Genomic DNA, 18117 nt, shown 5'->3' with positions numbered 1-18117 from the left:
CGGCCGGTTGCGGCGGTTACGGGGTCCGGGCGGCGGCCTCCTCACCGGGGGCCGGTGGGGCCTCCCCGCCGGGGCGGCGGTCGGCTGTTGCCGGTAGCGCGTCCCCGTTGCCCTCCTCGTTGTCGTCCTCCCAGTCCCGGTTCCCTGCTTCGTCGCCCCGGTCCCCCTCCCCCTCCCCCTCGTCCTCCTCCGGTTCCGCCGCGAAGCCCGCGTAGACCTCGGGGCGGCCGCGGCGGACCCGGCGGGCGACGAGGAGGCCGAATGCGAAGGCGGCGGGGACGGTGAGGACCAGGGCGGTGTTGGTGGCCGGCGGCGCGCCGGTCATCAGGTCGATCTTGGCGATGACCAGCCAGAGGGCGCCGGCCATCAGAACGGCGGCGGCGATCGGGGTGATGACCGTGCGCAGCGCCCCTTCCCGGTGGGCGAAGCGGCGGAAGTAGCAGGGGACGGCGACCGCGGTGATCGCCTGGAGCACCAGCAGGCCCAGCATGCCGGGGGTGTTCATCCACAGCAGCAGCTGCTGGTAGGGGTCGGCGTCGGCCAGCGCGAAGCCGAGGACGACGAGGATCGCCAGCAGGCTCTGCGCGGCGCCGGCCAGGTACGGGGAGCGGTGGCGCGGGTGGACCCGGCCGACGGCGGCGGGCAGCACGCCCTCCCGTGCCATGGCCAGTCCGTAGCGGTTGATCGCGTTGTGGAAGGCCAGTTGGGAGGCGAGGATGCTGGTGACGATGAAGAGGTGCATCAGCGCGGCGGCCCAGCTGCCGACGTACTCGGTGGTGGCGGTGAAGAAGAGCCCGGCCGGGTCGTGCAGCGCGGCCTGGACGATCCGGTCGCTGCCGACGGCCTGGATGATGATCCAGATGGTGAAGGCGTAGAAGAGGCCGAGGAAGGCGACCGCGAGGTAGGTGGCGCGGGGGATGGTGCGGGCCGGGTCGCGGGCCTCGTAGCGGTAGATCGCGGTGGACTCGAAGCCGGTGAAGGCGGCGAAGGCGAAGGCGAGGACCGCGCCGGTGCCGGGCACCAGGGCGTTGCCGGGGGTGAAGGAGTCCAGCGCCAGGCCGTGCGCACCGCCGTGCAGCAGGACGCCGCCGGCGAGCAGGACCAGGATGCCGGTCTCGGCGACCAGCAGGACGCCCAGGACCTTGGCGCCGAAGTCGATCGAGCGGTGGCCCAGGTACCAGACGAGAAGGACGCCGGCGACGGCGATCGGCGGCCAGGGAAGGTGGACGCCCCAGAAGGCGCGCAGTGCGTCCTGGGTGGCGGTGGCGAGCAGTCCGTAGACGCCGATCTGCATGCCGTTGTAGGCGAGCAGGGCCACCGTGGCGGCGCCGAAGCCGGCCGGCCGGCCCAGGCCCCGGGTGATGAAGGCGTAGAAGCCGCCGCCGTTGCGGACGTGCCGGGCCATGGTCGTGAAGCCGACGGCGAAGAGGGCGAGGGTGGCGCCGGCGAGGAGGTAGCCGACGGGGGCGCCGGGGCCGCCGGCGCCGAGCGCGAGCGGTGAGGTGCCCGCCATCACGGTGAGCGGGGCGGCGGCCGAGATGACGAAGAAGGCGATATCGGCGACGCCGAGGGTGCCGCGGCGCAGCGAGGTGGTCGGCTCGCCGGCCGGTGGCGTGCTGTGCGGTGTCGCCCCGTCGCGGGGTGCGGGCTGTGCGGCCATGGCTCGATGCCCTTCTGCCGAGGGAGGGAAGGAGGCGGCCCGGCACGTACGGGGGGTGGTGACGGCAGCTCGACCGCGGGAAGAAAACCTAAAGCCTTTCGGTTTTTGGGAAGGTACCCGCCGCCGTACGATTCGGGAAGACCCCTAGGGCCTGCCGTCGCACTCCCGTCGCTCGCCCGGAGGGCGGCCTCGCGGCGTACAGGCCCTCGGCGGGGTCGGGCGGGAGCGAGGACATGGGGCGGCCGCGGAAGGCCCTGCTGGACCGGGAGCGGATCGGCGCGACGGCGCTCGAACTCGTCGACGAGAAGGGCGACTTCAGCGTTCCGGAGGTGGCCCGCCGGCTCGGGGTGCAGACCGCCTCGGTGTACCACCATGTGGACGGCCGGGCCGGGGTGGTCGAGCTGCTGCGGGAGCGGGTCACCGACGCCATCGACCCCGGCACCCTGCACGACGCCCCCTGGGACCAGGTGCTGGCGGCCTGGGCCCGCTCCTACCGCGCCGCGTTCGCCGCCCACCCGCGCACGATCCCGATGCTGATGACCTCACCGGTCCGCGCGCCCAAGGTGCTGGCCCAGTACGAACGGGTGGCCGAGCTGCTGCTGGACGCCGGCTTCGCCCCGTCCGCCGTCCTGCCGGTGATCAGCGGACTGGACAACATCGTGCTCGGCTCGGCGCTCGACATGTCGGCGCCGAAGGCCATGTGGGAGGTCACCGACGGCGTCCGCGCGCCCCGGCTGTCCGCGGCGCTGGACGCCACCGGCCCGGACCGCGCCGACCGGGCCTTCGAGCTGACCCTGGCCGGATTCCTGGCGCACTGCCGGGGGCTGCTGGAGCGTCAGGCCCCGTAGAAGATCTCCTCCACCACGCCGCGGGCCCGCCGGGTGATCCGCCGGTAGTCGTCGATCATCTCGCCGACGTGCCCCTCCTCGTAGCCGAGGTAGCGGCCCACGGCGGCCAGCTCCCGGCCGTCGGTGGGGAAGGTGTCCCCCGGACGGGCCCGCACCAGCATCACCGCGTTGCGCACCCGCGCCGCCAGCACCCATGCCTCGTCCAGGGTCTGGGCGTCCTCGGTGTCGATCAGCCCGGCGGCGTGGGCGGCGGCCAGCGCCTCGCGGGTACGGGTCGTGCGCAGCCCGGGGACCTCCCAGCCGTGCTGCATCTGCAGCAGCTGCACGGTCCACTCGACGTCGCTGAGCCCGCCGCGCCCCAGCTTGGCGTGGGTGGTCGGATCGGCGCCGCGGGGCAGCCGCTCGGCCTCCATCCGGGCCTTGAGCTTGCGGATCTCGCGGACCGCGTCCTCCCCCAGGCCCTCGGCCGGATAGCGCAGCGGATCGATCAGCTCGATGAACCGCTGCCCCAGCTCGGCGTTGCCCGCGACCGGTTCGGCGCGCAGCAGGGCCTGGGACTCCCACACCAGCGACCAGCGCCGGTAGTAGGCCGCGTACGAGGCGAGGGTGCGCACCAGCGGCCCCGACCTGCCCTCCGGGCGCAGATCGGCGTCGATGGGCAACGGCGGGTCGGAGGAGGGGAGTTCCAGCAGCCGGCGCATCTCGTTGGCGACGGCGCGGGCGGCGTTGGCGGCCTCCTGCTCGTCGGCGCCCTCGCGCGGTTCGTGGACGAACAGCACATCGGCGTCCGAGCCGTAGCCCAGCTCATGGCCGCCGAAGCGGCCCATGCCGATCACCGCGAAGCGGGTGGGCAGGGTGTCGCCCCACTGCTCGCGGACCGCGGCGCGCAGCGCACCGGCGAGGGTGGCGGCGTTGAGGTCGGAGAGCGCGGAGCCGACCGCGTCGACCGAGTGGCCGTGGTCCTTGTCGGCCGGGCTGAACTCCGTGCCGTAGGCGCCGATCACATCCGCCGCGGCCGTGCGGAACAGCTCCCGGCGGCGCACCCCGCGGGCTGCCGTCACCGCCGCCTCCGCACCGTCCGCGCGGCCGACCGCGGCCAGCGCCTCCTGCTCCAGCGCGGCCCGGGTACGGGCCTGCAGCCCGTCGGGGGCGCCGAGCAGGGCGACCGCCTCGGGGGCGCGCAGCAGCAGGTCGGGGGCGAGCCGGCCGGCCGAGAGCACCCGGGCGAGGTTCTCGGCGGCGGCGCCCTCGTCGCGCAGCAGCCGCAGGTACCAGGGCGTCTTGCCGAGCGCGTCGGAGACCTTGCGGAAGTTGAGCAGTCCGGCGTCCGGGTCGGCGGAGTCCGCGAACCAGGCGAGCAGCACCGGCAGCAGCGTCCGCTGGATGGCGGCCTTGCGGGTCACGCCGGAGGCCAGTGCCTCCAGATGCCGCAGCGCGCCCACCGGGTCGGCGTAGCCGAGCGCTTCGAGGCGGTGGCGGGCGGCCTTGGCGGACAGCCGGGCCTCGCCGGACTCCAGATGGGCGACGGCGTCGAGCAGCGGGCGGTAGAAGAGCTTCTCATGCAGTCGCCGCACCTCCCTGGCGTGCCACTTCCACTCCTTGCGGAGGGTGTCGACCGGCTCGGTCCGCAGCCCCAACGACCGTGCCAGGCGCCGGAGTTCGGCCTCGTCCTCGGGCATCAGATGGGTACGGCGCATCCGGAAGAGCTGGATGCGGTGCTCCAGCGTGCGCAGGAAGCGGTAGGCGGCGTCCAGGGCCGCGGCGTCCTGGCGTCCGACATAGCCGCCGGCGGCCAGCGCCGCCAGGGCGTCCAGGGTGGTGGCGCTGCGCAGCGTGGCGTCGCTGCGGCCGTGCACCAGCTGCAGCAGCTGGACGGCGAACTCGACGTCGCGCAGCCCGCCGGGGCCGAGCTTGAGCTCCCGTTCGACCTGTGCCGCGGGGATGTTCTCGACGACCCGGCGGCGCATCTGGCGCACGTCGGTGACGAAGTTCTCCCGCTCGGCGACCTCCCACACCATCGGCGACAGGGCGTCGACGTACTCCTGACCGAGCCCCAGGTCGCCGGCCATCGGGCGGGCCTTGAGCAGCGCCTGGAACTCCCAGGTCTTGGCCCAGCGCTGGTAGTAGGCGAGATGGCTGCTGAGCGTGCGCACCAGCGGGCCGTTGCGGCCCTCGGGCCGCAGATTGGCGTCCACCGGCCAGATCGTGCCCTCGACCGTGTTGTCCGAGCACAGCCGCATCATCCGGGCGGCGAGCCGGGTCGCGGCCTGCAGCGCCTTGGCCTCGTCGACGCCCTCCTTGGCCTCGGCGACGAAGATGACATCGACGTCGGAGACGTAGTTCAGCTCCCGGCCGCCGCATTTGCCCATGCCGATGACCGCGAGCCGGCAGACCGCGGCGTCGCCGGGCGCCTCCTCGTAACTGATCTCCAGGGCGGCCCGGACCGTGGCGGTGGCCAGGTCCGCGAGCTCCGCGGCGGCCTCGGCGACATCGGTCGTCCCGCACACATCGCGGGCGGCGATGCCCAGCAGGGCCCGGCGGTAGGCGGCGCGCAGCGCGTCCGCGCGCGAGCGGCCGACTCCCCGGTCGCCCCAGATGCCCTCGGCGAGCGACTGCTCGAACTCGGGGGTGGTGGGGTGCAGATCGACCGACTCGTAGGTGACCAGCGACTGCCAGTCCTCCGGGTGCCGGGCGAGGTGGTCGACGAGCGCCTCGGAGGCGCCCATCACCCCCAGCAGCCGGTCGCGCAGCGGCTTGGCCGCGACGACGGTGCTCAGCAGCGTCTGCTGCTCGTCCGGCGCGAGCGCCTCCACCAGCCGGGCCAGGCCCCGCAGCGCGAGGTCCGGGTCCGCGGTGGCCCCGAGCGCTTCGAGCAGGACCGAGTCGTCGCGTACGGGGGCGAGTTCGGGGACGTCGAGCAGCACCCCGGCCGCCGAGGGGTCGGTGAAACCGTGCCTCAGCAGCCGGGTGAAGGTGCTGCTCCGCCGTCCCTGAGGAGCGGGAAGTGCCATGATGCGGCCTCTCGGTGGCGCGGTGGCTCAGAGCACGGGCAGCATCTTGCGCAGCTCGAAGGCGGTGACCTCCGACCTGTACTCCTCCCACTCCTGCTTCTTGTTGCGCAGGAAGAAGTCGAAGACGTGCTCGCCGAGGGTCTCGGCGACCAGTTCGCTGCGCTCCATCAGCTCGATGGCCTCGCCGAGGTTCTGCGGCAGCGGCTCGATGCCCATCGCCCGGCGCTCCGAGTCCGACAGCGCCCACACGTCGTCGTCGGCGCCGGCCGGCAGCTCGTAGCCGTCCTCGATGCCCTTGAGGCCGGCGGCGAGCAGCACCGCGTAGGTCAGGTACGGGTTGGCGCCGGAGTCGATCGAGCGGACCTCGACCCGGGTCGAGCCCATCTTGCCGGGCTTGTACATGGGCACGCGGATCAGCGCGGAGCGGTTGTTGTGGCCCCAGCAGATGTACGAGGGGGCCTCGCCGCCGGCGCCGGCGGTGCGGTTGGTGCCGCCCCAGATGCGCTTGTAGGAGTTGACCCACTGGTTGGTGACGGCGGAGATCTCCCCGGCGTGCCGCAGCAGACCGGCGATGAAGGAGCGCCCCACCTTGGAGAGCTGGTACTCCGAGCCGGACTCGTGGAAGGCGTTGCGGTCGCCCTCGAAGAGCGAGAGGTGGGTGTGCATGCCGGAGCCCGGGTACTCCGAGAACGGCTTGGGCATGAACGTCGCCTGGACGCCCTGCTCCAGCGCCACCTGCTTCATGACCAGCCGGAACGTCATGATGTTGTCGGCGGTCGAGAGCGCGTCGGCGTAGCGCAGATCGATCTCCTGCTGGCCGGGGGCGCCCTCGTGGTGGCTGAACTCCACCGAGATGCCCATCGACTCCAGCATCGTGATGGCCTGCCGGCGGAAGTCCATGCCGACGTTCTGCGGGGTGTGGTCGAAGTAGCCGGAGGAGTCGCCGGGGATCGGCCGGGAGCCGTCGACGGGCTTGTCCTTCAGCAGGAAGAACTCGATCTCGGGGTGGGTGTAGAAGGTGAACCCGAGGTCGGAGGTCTTGGCCAGGATGCGCTTGAGGACGTAACGGGGGTCGGCGTACGACGGCGACCCGTCGGGCATCAGGATGTCGCAGAACATCCTGGCGGTGCCGGGGGCCTCGGCGCGCCAGGGCAGGATCTGGAAGGTGCCCGGGTCCGGCTTGGCGATCATGTCGGACTCGTACACCCGGGCGAAGCCCTCGATGGCCGAGCCGTCGAAGCCGATGCCCTCGTCGAATGCCTGCTCCAGCTCGGCGGGCGCGACCGCCACGGACTTGAGGAACCCGAGGACATCGGTGAACCACAGCCGTACGAAGCGGATGTCGCGCTCCTCGAGCGTACGGAGCACAAACTCCTGCTGCTTGTCCATGGGTCACCAATCCTTGCAGGTCAATCGGCCTGTCCGCGCACGGGGAAGATCGTGCGTGGCACACCAGTATCACGTGAGGGGGTTACCGTCACATTACGCACCCTTGGCCTGAATCAGAACCGCCGTCCCGTAACCCTCGCCCCCGATCCTTCCCACGGTGAAACCGCTCAGCGCGGCCGGCTGTGGCAATCGGGGGGCTTGGCCCGATCTTGAAGCGGGCCGGAGGTGTCGTTGACCCGCTGTTGAGGGCCCCATGTCTTGCGTTTTCGCGCCCTGCGCGGGGCCGGGGCCCCTAAGGGCTGTCCCTAGGCGAACGGCGCCGTCGCGTCGCGCCCCGTCCCCGACAGGTCCAGGACCGCCTGCGCCACCGACTCCGGTACGTCGGCCATCACCAGATGCCCCGCGGGCGCCGCGACCGCGAACCGGCCGCCCAGCTCCGCGGCGAGCGCCCGCTGCCGCTCCAGCCAGCGCAGCTGCCCGGCCGTCTCGCTGCCGTCGTACGCCGCCAGGACCGTCACCGGCAGATCGGGCAGCGCACGGTCCGTGCGCAGCGCCGCGAGCTCGGCGGCCTGGTAGGGGTAGGTCGCGTTCTCCAGGGCACAGGCCCGCACGACCCGGCTGGTGCGGTAGCCGGCGCGCTCCCAGGGGTGCGGCGGATGGCTGCCGACGGTCGTGGCACGCCCTATGAGGCGGCGGGTCGCGGGTCCCAGGGCGCGTGCCAGCCCGGCGGCGGACAGCGCGCCGGCCAGGCCGCCCGCCCAGGCGGTCCGCACCGCGCGCGGCAGCCGGGGCCGCGGGTCGTCCTCGATACTGCCGTCGACGAGGACGAGCCCGGCGCAGCGGGCCGGGTGCAGCCGGGCGAACGCCTCGGCGTGGAACCCGGCGAGCGAGTGGCCGACGACCGTGGCCGGGCCGAAGTGGCCGAGCGCGTCGAGGAGGTGGGCGAGCCGGTCCGCCTCGGCGGCGACGGTGGGCGCCGCGGGCGACGGGGCGCTCAGCCCCAGTCCGGGGCGGTCGAAGCGGACGACGGTGCGGTACGGGGCGAGCAGCGCGGCGACCGCGTCCCAGTCGAACCAGGCCATCCCCAGTCCGCCGCTCAGCACGCAGACCGGGCCGCTGCCCTCGGTCAGGACGTGCAGCGCGACGCCGTCGACGCGCAGGAAGCGGCCGGGGGCGGGCAGCGGGCGCGGGTGTCGGTTCATCGGTCTCCTCGTCCTGCCGCGGGTTCTCCGGGTGCCTCTTGTTCTGATGCCCGTTCCTCCGCCGCTCGTGCGGGGCCGGACCGGGCCATGCAGAGGGCGAGCAGCGCGATGTACAGGGCGACCAGCAGGACCTGCAGCCGCTGGCCGGCGCCGAGGGCCCAGGTGCCGCGGCCGGCGCTGAACGCCGCGACGGAGGCCAGCGTCCAGAGGGTGGCGGCCAGTTCGGCGAGGACCAGGGCGGGGCCGAAGCGGGCCAGCGGCGGCCAGCGGTCGTAGCGCCGGGCGGCGAAGGTCAGCAGGACCAGCGCGGCGAGCGCGCCGAGCATGGCGCAGGAGCTGCTGAGGGCGTGCGCGGTGTGGGTGGCCGGCACCAGTCCGGCGGTCTCCCGGGCCGCGCACGCCGGGTCGCTGGTCGGCGCGCAGCTCAGCGGCAGCCGGGAGTCGACGGCGGTGGCGGCGCCGAAGAGCGCCAGCGCGGTCCAGCCGGCGCTCGCCCAGGGTCCGCGCTCGGTCGTCAGCAGTGCGGTCACGGCACCGGCCAGCACCAGCAGCCCGGCGATCAGGTCGGTGGCCCGGAAGAGCCCGCCGAGCGGCTGATCGGCCGCGGCCAGCTCGCTGACGTACGCCTGCACGGGGTCGAGGCCGGTGGCGAGCACCACCTCCAGCACCCACGCGGTGTACGCGGCGGCGCCGAGCAGCAGCAGGGCGGCGGCCACCCTGCGGCGGGCGGCGGAGCGGCGGGTGCGGGTCACGGACATCCAGGTGTTCGGGTGAACGGGCCGGTCGCGACTCCCCCGGCCACCGCCGGGGGTGCCCCCGGGCACGCCGTGCACGGGAAGACCAAGGATATGCGGGCGGCACTCCGTTCGGCGGACAGCGCTGGGAGAGCGATACCCCTCGGGGGTAGATTTCAGTGGCGGCGGTCCGCGGGGCGGCCGCCCATGGGTCATTCCGTCGGGAGGTCCGCGATGCGGGAACAGGGCGAGGCCGCCGCGCACTGCGGCTGCCTGCCGCGGATCACCCCCCAGGTCGCCGACCCCCTAGGGCCTTTCCGACCCCGACCCATCGGACAGGCCCTGGCCTCCCCGACCCGCACGGCCCTGCTCACCCGGCTGCCGCGCGGCCAGTGGCCAATATCCGCGCCGCCGCGTCCCAAACTCCTCGCTCCCCTGTCGGTGCCGCGCGTGTAGGAGCGCCCGCCGCCGACGCTCCGGAGTCCGCGGCAGCGCCCCCGAACAGACCACCCTTCACACCGACATCGCCACGAGGTGCTTTCCCTATGCGTACGCACTCCCGCCGCGCCGTGCTCGGCGCGGGACTCGCCGCCGCCGGAAGCGGGCTGCTGGCCTCCCGATCCCTCGCATCCACCGCCCCGGACACCAGGCACGGCGGGGGCGACGCTCCCCACGGCTCGCCCGGCCCCCGCGACGACCGCCCCCCGTCCGGCTATGTCTCCCCCTCCGGCGCGGAGGTCGCCGAGACCGAGAGCGAGCGGGGCAAGGGCCCCGTACGGGCATTCTCGATGACCGCCTCCGAGACCCGGCTCGACCTGGGCGGCGTGACCGTCGACACCTGGGCGTACGGCGACCGGCTGCCGGGCCGGGTGATCCGGGTCAAGGCAGGTGAGCGGATCGCGCTGCACCTGCGCAACCGCCTCCCGCAGTCCACCACCATCCACTGGCACGGGCTGCAGCTGCGCAACGACATGGACGGCGTCCCCGGCATCACCCAGCAGGAAGTCAGGAGCGGCCACTCCTTCAACTACCTCTTCACCGCCTCCACGCCCGGTACGCACTGGCTCCATCCGCACGTCGGCGTGCAGGTGGACCGCGGGCTGTACGCACCGCTGATCGTCGACGACCCCGAAGAGCCGCTCTCCTACGACCACGAGTGGATCGTCGTCATCGACGACTGGCTCGACGGGGTCGACGGGGTCACCCCGGACGCGGTCCTGGCCGAGCTGAACAAGGACAAGCCCGGCGGCCCCATGGGCCACGGCGAGCTGCAGATGGCGCACCGGGCCGACCGGCGCTCCCGCGCCGCCGCGTCCCGGCTGCTGCAGACCATGGCCCCGATGGACGACGACGACTTCTCGGGCACCGTCGAACATCCGTACCACCTGATCAACGGCAAGACGCGCGACGACCGCGAGACCTTCCGCGCCAAGCCCGGCGACCGCATCCGGATCCGGATCATCAACGCCAGCGGCGACACCGCCTACCGGGTCGCGCTCGGCGACCACCAGATGACCGTGACGCACACCGACGGCTTCCCGGTGGCGCACCACAAGACCGACAGCCTCCTCATCGGCATGGCCGAGCGCTACGACGTCCTGGTCACGGCCAAGGACGGGGTCTTCCCGTTCACCGCGCTCTCCGCGGGCAAGAACAACCAGACCGCACAGGCCCTGCTGCGCACCGGGAGCGGCGAGGCCCCCGACCCCAAGATCCGCCCGAAGGAGCTGCGCAGCGGGGGGATCAGCGCGGGCGACCTCAAGGGCGACGAATCGTGCCTGCTCGACGACCGCGAGCCCGACCGCACCATCAAGATGAACCTCACGGGCACGATGGAGAAGTGGGACTGGGCGATCAACGGGAAGCCGTACACGCCGTCGCAGCGGTACCCCGTGCAAGAAGGCGAGCGGGTGCGGATCGTCTTCCGCAACAAGACCAAGATGTGGCACCCGATGCATCTGCACGGGCACACCTTCGCGCTGCCGGACGGCGGCCCGCGGAAGGACACCACGATCATGCTGCCGGGCAAGAAGCTCGCCGTCGATTTCGACGCCGACAACCCCGGCCTGTGGATGGTGCACTGCCACAACATCTACCACTCGGAGTCCGGGATGATGACGGTCCTCGGCTACCGGCTGCCGAAGTGACGGCGCACTCCGCCCCCTCGGCCGGGGCGCCCGGTCCGGTCACCGGAGGGCGTCCCCCCGCTCCTTGAGAGCCCGACCGCGATGGGTGGCCCGCGAACCCCGCGGGCCACCCATCGCGTCAGAAAGACGATTACACTGGCGGGGTGCCCCAACTTCGTCTCGCACTCAATCAGATCGATTCCTGCGTCGGCGATCTCGCCCAGAACGCGGAGACGATCGTGCACTGGACCCGGCACGCCGCCGGCCAGGGCGCGCACCTCGTCGCGTTCCCCGAGATGGCGCTGACCGGCTACCCCGTCGAGGACCTCGCGCTGCGCCCGTCCTTCGTCGAGGCGAGCCGCGTCGCGCTGCGGACGCTGGCCGGGCGGCTGGCCGACGAGGGCCTGGGCGGCGTCCCCGTCGTCGTCGGCTACCTCGACCGCGGCGAGCAGGCCGGGCCGCGCTACGGACGCCCCGCCGGCGCGCCCCAGAACGCCGCCGCGGTGCTGTACGGCGGCGACGTGGCGCTCACCTTCGCCAAGCACCACCTGCCCAACTACGGCGTCTTCGACGAGTTCCGCTACTTCGTCCCCGGTGACACGCTGCCGGTCGTACGGGTGCACGGCGTCGATGTCGCGCTCGCCATCTGCGAGGACCTGTGGCAGGACGGCGGCCGGGTCCCGGCGACCCGCAGCGCGGGGGCCGGGCTGCTGGTGTCCATCAACGCCTCCCCCTACGAGCGGGACAAGCACGACACCCGCCTGGAGCTGGTCCGCAAGCGCGCCCAGGAGGCCGGCTGCACCACGGCCTATCTGGCGATGATCGGCGGCCAGGACGAGCTGATCTTCGACGGCGACTCGATCGTGGTGGACAGGGACGGCGGGGTGATCGCGCGGGCGCCGCAGTTCGCGGAGGGCTGCGTCCTGGTCGACCTCGACCTGCCGGCCGCGGCGCCCGAGGCCCCCTCCGGCGTCCTGGACGACGGCCTGCGCGTCGACCACCTCGTCCTGACCCCCGAACCGCTGCCGCCCTACCCCGCCGAGACCCCCGGCGGGCAGGCCGAGCGCCTCGGCGACCTCGAAGAGGTCTACACCGCGCTGGTCGTCGGCCTGCGCGCGTACGTCGCCAAGAACGGCTTCCACAGCGTCGTGCTCGGCCTCTCCGGCGGGATCGACTCCGCGCTGGTCGCCGCGATCGCCTGCGACGCGCTGGGCGCCGCCCATGTCCACGCCGTGGCGATGCCCTCGCGCTACTCCTCCGACCACTCCCTCACCGACGCCGCCGAACTCGCCCGCCGTACGGGCCTGTCCTTCCGCACGGTCCCGATCGGCCCGATGTTCGACGCGTACATGGAGTCGCTCTCCCTCACCGGCCTCGCCGAGGAGAACCTGCAGTCCCGGCTGCGCGGCACGGCCCTGATGGCCGTCTCCAACCAGGAGGGCCACCTGGTCCTCGCCCCCGGCAACAAGTCCGAGCTGGCCTGCGGCTATTCGACGCTCTACGGCGACTCGGTGGGCGGCTACGGCCCCATCAAGGACGTCTACAAGTCGGTCGTCTACCAGCTCGCCCGCTGGCGCAACCAGGCCGCCGCCGACCGCGGCCAGACCCCGCCGATCCCGGAGAACACCCTCACCAAGCCGCCGAGCGCCGAACTCCGCCCCGGCCAGGTCGACACCGACTCGCTGCCGGACTACGACGTCCTCGACCGCGTCCTGGAGCTCTACGTCGACCGCGACCGCGGCCGCGAGGAGATCATCGCCCAGGGCTTCGACGAGGCCCTGGTCACCCGCGTCCTGCGGATGGTCGACCACGCCGAGTACAAGCGCCGCCAGTACCCGCCGGGCCCGAAGATCTCCACGAAGGGCTTCGGCAAGGACCGGCGCCTGCCGATCACCAACCGCTGGCGGGAAGGGAGCTGACGGGCCCTCACCCGGCTCCCGGCGGGGCGACGACGGGACGTCGCGGGCCCGCCCTACCGGGCGGCCGCACCGGCCTCTGCGGCCGCCTCCTGGCTGCGTGCCACGATGCGGGACGCGTCCTTGGCCTCCCGGTCCAGCAGGCCCGCCACGACGGCGACGGCCAGTCCGGCGGCGGCCAGCACCGCGCCGACCAGCGTCGGGGACGTCCAGCCCCAGTCGGCCGCCAGGGCCAGGCCGCCGACCCAGGCGCCCCCGGCGTTGGCCAGGTTGAAGGCCGACTGGTTGGAGGCGGCGGCCAGCGTCGGCGCCTGCTGGGCCTTGTTCATGACCAGCATCTGCAGGGGCGTGGTGGTCAGGAAGCCGACTGCGCCGATGAGGACGACGGTGACCAGGGCGGCCCACTTGACCTGGGCGGTGAAGTGGAACGCGGCCAGGACGAGGGCCAGCGCCGCCAGCGAGCCGTACAGGGTCGGCCGCAGGGCGCGGTCGGTGAGGGGGCCCGCGGCGAGGGCCCCGAGCGTCATGCCGATGCCGAAGAGGGCGAGCACGAGCGGCACCGAGCCCTCGGCGAAGCCGGTGACCTCGGTCATCATCGAGGCCAGGTAGCTGTAGACGGCGAAGATGCCGGCGAAGCCGAAGACCGTGGTCAGCAGGCCGAGCAGGACCTGGCGGCTGCCGAGGGCGCGCAGCTCGCGGCCCAGGCCGGTGCGCTCCTGCGTCGGCAGCGGCGGGATCAGCCGGGCCAGCGCGGCCATCGCGACCAGGCCGATGGCGGCGACGATCAGGAAGGTGGCGCGCCAGCCGAACCGCTGGCCCAGGAGCGTGGCGGCGGGGACGCCGACGATGTTGGCGATGGTCAGGCCGAGGAACATGGTGGCGACCGCGCGGGCCTGGCGCCCCTCGCGCACCAGCCGGGCGGCGACCACCGCGCCGACGCCGAAGAACGCGCCGTGCGGGAGGCCGGCCAGCAGCCGCCCGGCGATCAGCGTGCCGAAGCCCGGCGCCAGGGCGGAGGCCAGGTTGCCGACCGTGAAGACCGCCATCAGCAGCACCAGCATCCGCTTGCGCGGGACGCGGGAGCCGAGGGCGGTCAGCAGCGGGGCGCCGATGACGACGCCGAGGGCGTAGGCGGAGACGAGGTAGCCGGCGGTGGGCACGGAGGTGCCCAGATCGTCCGCGACATTGGGCAGCAGGCCCATCATCACGAATTCCGTGGTGCCGATACCGAAGGCCGAGATCGCGAGCGCGAGCAGAGCCAAGGGCATGAAAGACCCAGACCTTTCCGGGGACGTCCGTAGGGGAGCTGTAAGTTCTCTTACGGAACAAAGTCTCTCAGCCCGAGTATTCCGGGGCGGGAACGGGGCGTGACGACTACGTTTCGGCAGGTCGTCGGCGCGGCCCGCGGGCCCCGAGCGGCCGGCGCCGCCCGGGCCCGTCGGCTTCGGTCAGATCTTGACCGAGGCGGCGACCGGGAGGTGGTCGCTGCCGGTCGACGGCATGACCCACGCCTTGACCGGATCCATGCCCTTCATCATGATCTGGTCGATCCGGGCCATCGGGAAGCCCGCCGGCCAGCTGAAGCCGAAGCCGTCGCCGGCCGCGCCCTGCGCGGAGCGCATCTGGGAGGTGACCGGGGCGAGCGAACGGTCGTTCATGGTCCCGTTGAGGTCGCCGAGCAGCATGACCTTCTTGACCGGGTCGGCGGCGATCGCCTCGCCCAGCGCCTCGGCGCTGCCGTCGCGCTGGTTGGCGGTGAAGCCCGCCTCGACCTTGACCCGCACCGACGGCAGATGTGCGACATAGACGGCGAACTGCCGGCCGTCGGCGGCGGTGACGGTGGCGCGCAGCGCGCGGGTCCAGCCCATCTTGATGTCCACCGGCCGGGCGTCGGACAGCGGGCGCTTGCTCCACAGGCCGACCGTGCCCTGCACCGTGTGGTACGGGTACGCCTTCGCCAGCCCCTGGCGGTAGGTGGGCAGCGCCTCGCCGGTCAGCTCCTCCAGGGCCACCACGTCGGCGCCCGACGCCACGATGTCCCTGGCGGTGGCCGCCGGGTCGGGGTTGCCGGCGTCGACGTTGTGGGTGACGACGGTGAGATTGCCGCCGGTGCCCGCCTTGTCGGTGATCTGGCCGCCGAAGAGGTTGACCCAGGCGAAGGCCGGCAGGACGAGGGCGACCAGCGCCGTCGCGGAGCGCCGCAGGACCGCGGCGAGCAGCAGCAGCGGGACGCACAGGCCCAGCCACGGCAGGAACGTCTCCAGCAGACTGCCCAGGTTCCCCACGGCGTTGGGGATCCGGGCGTGCAGGATCATCAGCAGCCCGAGCAGCACGGCGAGTACCGCGAGCACGATGCCGCGCCGCCACATCCCCTCCGGGCGCCACCAGTTCCGCAGGCGTCCGGCCCGGGAACCGGCCCGCTCGGGCCCCTGCCCCTGTCCCGGCTCCGTCATGTATGCCTGCGCCATGTAGCTGTCCTCACTGCCTTGCTCCGGTGCGCACGTCGCCTGTGATCCACGACCCTAGGCGATCGCCGTAACGCACTTTCTTAGATCCGTGGTGCGCCTTCTTGTATGTGAGGACGGCGCGGCGGCAGGTCGGGGTTCCGGTCTGCGGGTTCGTGACGGATGCTGTGACACAACGGGCATGATCCGGTCATACGAGCAGGGTTCGCGGGGCGTTTGCGGGGTGTGCGCGACGGCGCCCGGCCGGCGCGGGACCGCCGCGCGCCAACCGCCGCGGCCGGTGGCCGGTTTCAGCCCGCCGCAGCCCGGGGACCGGGCCGTACGCCCTGAAGGACCATGTCGACGATGTCCTCGGCGAGCCCTTCGGGCAGCTCCTTGTGCTCGTGGAGCATGGCGCGGGCCAGCATCGGGCCGACGAAGAGGTCGGCGATGGTCTCCAGATCGCGGTCGGCGCGGATCTCTCCGTTGGCCACACCGCGCCGCAGGACGCCGAGCAGCGCCTCGTGGCGGGCCCGTACGACGGTGTCGTGGTACTCGGCCCACAGCTCGGGCTGGGCCTGGACATGGCTGACGAGGGTGCGCAGCAGCGCCGAGTTGCGCTTGGCCAGCCCCCGGCGGCGCAGGAACTCCAGCAGGCAGACCAGGTCGTCGCGTACCGAATCGCCCGCCAGGTGCGGGCTCTGGGCGTCCAGCGACCGCATGACGTCCAGCATCAGCGCGCTCTTGCCGGGCCAGCGGCGGTAGACCGTGGCCTTGCCGACGCCGGCCTCTCGGGCGATCCGCTCCATGGACAACTCGCCTATGGAGACGCCGTCCTCCAGCAGGCGCAGCACCGCCTCGATGATGGCGGAGTCGGCCTCGGCGCTGCGCGGCCGGCCGCGCCGCCCGGTGGCCGCCGGACCCGGCTCCGCCTCGGCCGCCGTCGCCTGGGGGTCCTGCGCCGCCCGGGTCATCGCGCTGCGCCCGCCTTCCGCTCGTCCTGCGGCTCCGCCGACTGCGGCACCGGTCCCATTTTGCCCGGCAGGAAGGCCAGTACGACCAGGGCGCCGATCACCGAGACCGCGGCCGAGCCGAGGGCGGTGACGTGTATGGCGTGGACGAAGGCGTCGTGGGCGGCGGTGACCAGCGGCCGGCCCGCGGGGCCCATCCGGTCCGCGAGGCCGAGGGTGGCCTCGATGGACTCGCCGGCCGCGTGCCGGGCGCCGGCGGGCACGCCGGGCAGGGCGTCGAGCTTGTGCTGGATGCCGTCGCGGTAGGTCGTGGACAGCAGCGAGCCGAGGACCGCGACGCCGAGGGTGCCGCCGACCTGCCGGAAGACGTTGTTGAGCGCCGAGCCGGAACCGGCCTTCTCACGCGGCAGCGACTGCATGATCGCGACGGTGACCGGCGGCATGATGTGCGCCATACCGGCCCCCTGGAGGAAGAACAGCACCTCCATCACCCACATCGGGGTGTCGGTGTCCATCAGCAGCAGGCCCGCCATGGTGGCGGCCACCACGAGCATGCTGGCGGTGCACACCGCGCGGGCGCCGTAGCGGTCCACGGCCAGCCGGGCCCGCGGCGCGAAGATCAGCTGGGCCGCGGCCAGCGGGAGGAGCAGCAGGCCGGACTGGAACGGGGTGTAGCCGCGCACGCTCTGGACGTAGAAGACGATGAAGAACGTGACGCCCATCAGCGCGAAGAAGACCAGGGCGATGGCGGCGATGGCCGCGGAGAACGCGGGCTTGCGGAAGTAGCCGATGTCGATGGACGGGTGGTCGCTGCGCTTCTGGTGCGCCACGAACACCGCCAGCACGACGAGACCGCCGGCGATGGTGCCGAACACCTGGGGGTCGGTGAATTCGGCGAGCTGGCCGCCCTTGATGATCCCGTAGACCAGCAGGACCAGGCCGACGACGGACAGCACCACCCCGACCGGGTCCAGCCGTCCGGGGCTGGGGTCCTTGGAGTCGGGCACCAGGATCACCATCGCGACCAGCGCGATCAGCACGATGGGGACGTTGACGAGGAAGACCGAGCCCCACCAGAAGTGGTCCAGCAGCAGACCGCCGGCGATCGGTCCGATGGCGATGGCCAGGCCCACGCCGCCGGCCCACACGCCGATCGCCCTCGGCTGCTCGTCGCGCTCGAAGACGTTCATCAGGACGGCGAGAGTGGCCGGCATCACGAACGCGCCGCCCAGGCCCATCAGGGCGCGGAAGACGATCAGCTGGGTGGGGGAACCGGCGAACGCGGCGAGCACCGAGCCGGCGCCGAAGACCACCAGGCCGAAGAGCAGCACCTTCTTGCGTCCGAGGCGGTCGCCGAGCAGGCCGGAGGTGAACAGCAACCCGGCGAAGACCAGCGTGTAGGCGTTGATCGCCCACTCCAGCTCGCTCTGGGTGGCACCGAGGCCGGTGGGCGACGGCGTGGCGATCGTCTTCATGGCGACGTTGAGGATGGAGTTGTCCAGCACCACGATCAGCAGGCTGAGCATCAGCGTGGACAGGATCGCCCAGCGGCGGCGGTGGATGTGCTCGGGGACCTGCCGGGCGGGTGGTTCTCCCGGAGTGGCGGATGGGGCGGATGAGGTGGCCATGGCGACACCCTAACCTATTTCGATACGGGGCCGTTCCGTATCGTAAAGCGCCGGGTCGGCCGGAGTGGCGCGCCGCGCAGCCGGACGGTGGCAGGAGCCTGTCGCGCCCCTCCCTTTTCCTTTGCGTGCGGGCCGTGCCAGCATGGTGGGGAGTCCGGGGACACCGTCAGGGTGCCTCGAGATGATGA

At 72.9% G+C, this 18117-nt stretch carries 12 protein-coding genes; 3 read left to right on the top strand and 9 right to left on the bottom strand.

Going from position 1 to position 18117, the window contains the following annotated elements:
• Positions 1 to 16: 16 nt before the first annotated feature.
• Complete coding sequence (locus ACZ4NB_RS29145; RefSeq protein ID WP_467666020.1) at positions 17 to 1660, bottom strand: APC family permease; 1644 nt, start codon at positions 1658 to 1660, stop codon at positions 17 to 19.
• A gap of 233 nt (positions 1661 to 1893) precedes the next feature.
• On the opposite strand from ACZ4NB_RS29145, the gene ACZ4NB_RS29140 reads away from it, so the two are divergent.
• On the top strand, positions 1894 to 2508 hold the full coding sequence (locus ACZ4NB_RS29140; protein WP_467666019.1) for a TetR/AcrR family transcriptional regulator: 615 nt from the start codon (positions 1894 to 1896) through the stop codon (positions 2506 to 2508).
• On the opposite strand, the gene ACZ4NB_RS29135 is transcribed toward ACZ4NB_RS29140, so the two are convergent.
• The 4 genes from ACZ4NB_RS29135 to ACZ4NB_RS29120 all read right to left on the bottom strand — a co-directional run bounded on the left by ACZ4NB_RS29135 (position 2496) and on the right by ACZ4NB_RS29120 (position 8868).
• Entirely contained in the window at positions 2496 to 5519 is a 3024-nt protein-coding gene (locus ACZ4NB_RS29135; protein ID WP_467666018.1) for a bifunctional [glutamine synthetase] adenylyltransferase/[glutamine synthetase]-adenylyl-L-tyrosine phosphorylase, read from the bottom strand. The two genes, ACZ4NB_RS29140 and ACZ4NB_RS29135, sit on opposite strands and share 13 nt — an antisense overlap.
• A gap of 27 nt (positions 5520 to 5546) precedes the next feature.
• The gene (gene glnA / locus ACZ4NB_RS29130) at positions 5547 to 6908 is read right to left on the bottom strand and encodes a type I glutamate--ammonia ligase (protein ID WP_384437549.1); all 1362 of its coding nucleotides are present in this window, start codon (positions 6906 to 6908) and stop codon (positions 5547 to 5549) included.
• Positions 6909 to 7213: 305 nt separating this feature from the next.
• Positions 7214 to 8110 (bottom strand): alpha/beta fold hydrolase, encoded by an 897-nt coding sequence (locus ACZ4NB_RS29125; protein WP_467666017.1) that lies wholly within the window; start codon positions 8108 to 8110, stop codon positions 7214 to 7216.
• Positions 8107 to 8868, bottom strand: coding sequence for a DUF998 domain-containing protein (locus ACZ4NB_RS29120; protein ID WP_467666016.1), 762 nt, complete (start codon positions 8866 to 8868; stop codon positions 8107 to 8109). The genes ACZ4NB_RS29125 and ACZ4NB_RS29120 overlap by 4 nt, the downstream gene beginning before the upstream one ends.
• 521 nt (positions 8869 to 9389) lie before the next feature.
• On the opposite strand from ACZ4NB_RS29120, the gene ACZ4NB_RS29115 reads away from it, so the two are divergent.
• Positions 9390 to 10991, top strand: coding sequence for a multicopper oxidase family protein (locus ACZ4NB_RS29115; protein WP_467666015.1), 1602 nt, complete (start codon positions 9390 to 9392; stop codon positions 10989 to 10991).
• A gap of 143 nt (positions 10992 to 11134) precedes the next feature.
• Positions 11135 to 12889, top strand: a complete 1755-nt coding sequence (locus ACZ4NB_RS29110) for an NAD+ synthase (RefSeq protein ID WP_467666014.1) — start codon at positions 11135 to 11137, stop codon at positions 12887 to 12889.
• Between the two features lie 53 nt (positions 12890 to 12942).
• On the opposite strand, the gene ACZ4NB_RS29105 is transcribed toward ACZ4NB_RS29110, so the two are convergent.
• The 4 genes from ACZ4NB_RS29105 to ACZ4NB_RS29090 form a co-directional block, all read right to left on the bottom strand.
• Positions 12943 to 14154: an MFS transporter gene (locus ACZ4NB_RS29105; RefSeq protein ID WP_467666013.1), complete on the bottom strand. Its 1212-nt coding sequence runs from the start codon at positions 14152 to 14154 to the stop codon at positions 12943 to 12945.
• A 180-nt stretch (positions 14155 to 14334) separates the two neighbouring features.
• Positions 14335 to 15339 (bottom strand): endonuclease/exonuclease/phosphatase family protein, encoded by a 1005-nt coding sequence (locus ACZ4NB_RS29100; protein ID WP_467666039.1) that lies wholly within the window; start codon positions 15337 to 15339, stop codon positions 14335 to 14337.
• Between the two features lie 302 nt (positions 15340 to 15641).
• Complete coding sequence (locus ACZ4NB_RS29095; RefSeq protein WP_467666012.1) at positions 15642 to 16304, bottom strand: TetR/AcrR family transcriptional regulator; 663 nt, start codon at positions 16302 to 16304, stop codon at positions 15642 to 15644.
• Positions 16301 to 17929: an MFS transporter gene (locus tag ACZ4NB_RS29090; protein WP_467666011.1), complete on the bottom strand. Its 1629-nt coding sequence runs from the start codon at positions 17927 to 17929 to the stop codon at positions 16301 to 16303. Before ACZ4NB_RS29090 ends, ACZ4NB_RS29095 begins: the two co-directional genes overlap by 4 nt.
• Between the last annotated feature and the right edge of the window lie 188 nt (positions 17930 to 18117).

The organism is Streptomyces sp. NPDC026575, from assembly GCF_055567415.1.
Note: the sequence above shows the minus strand (reverse complement) of the source record. Positions and strands in the feature narration are given on the sequence as shown.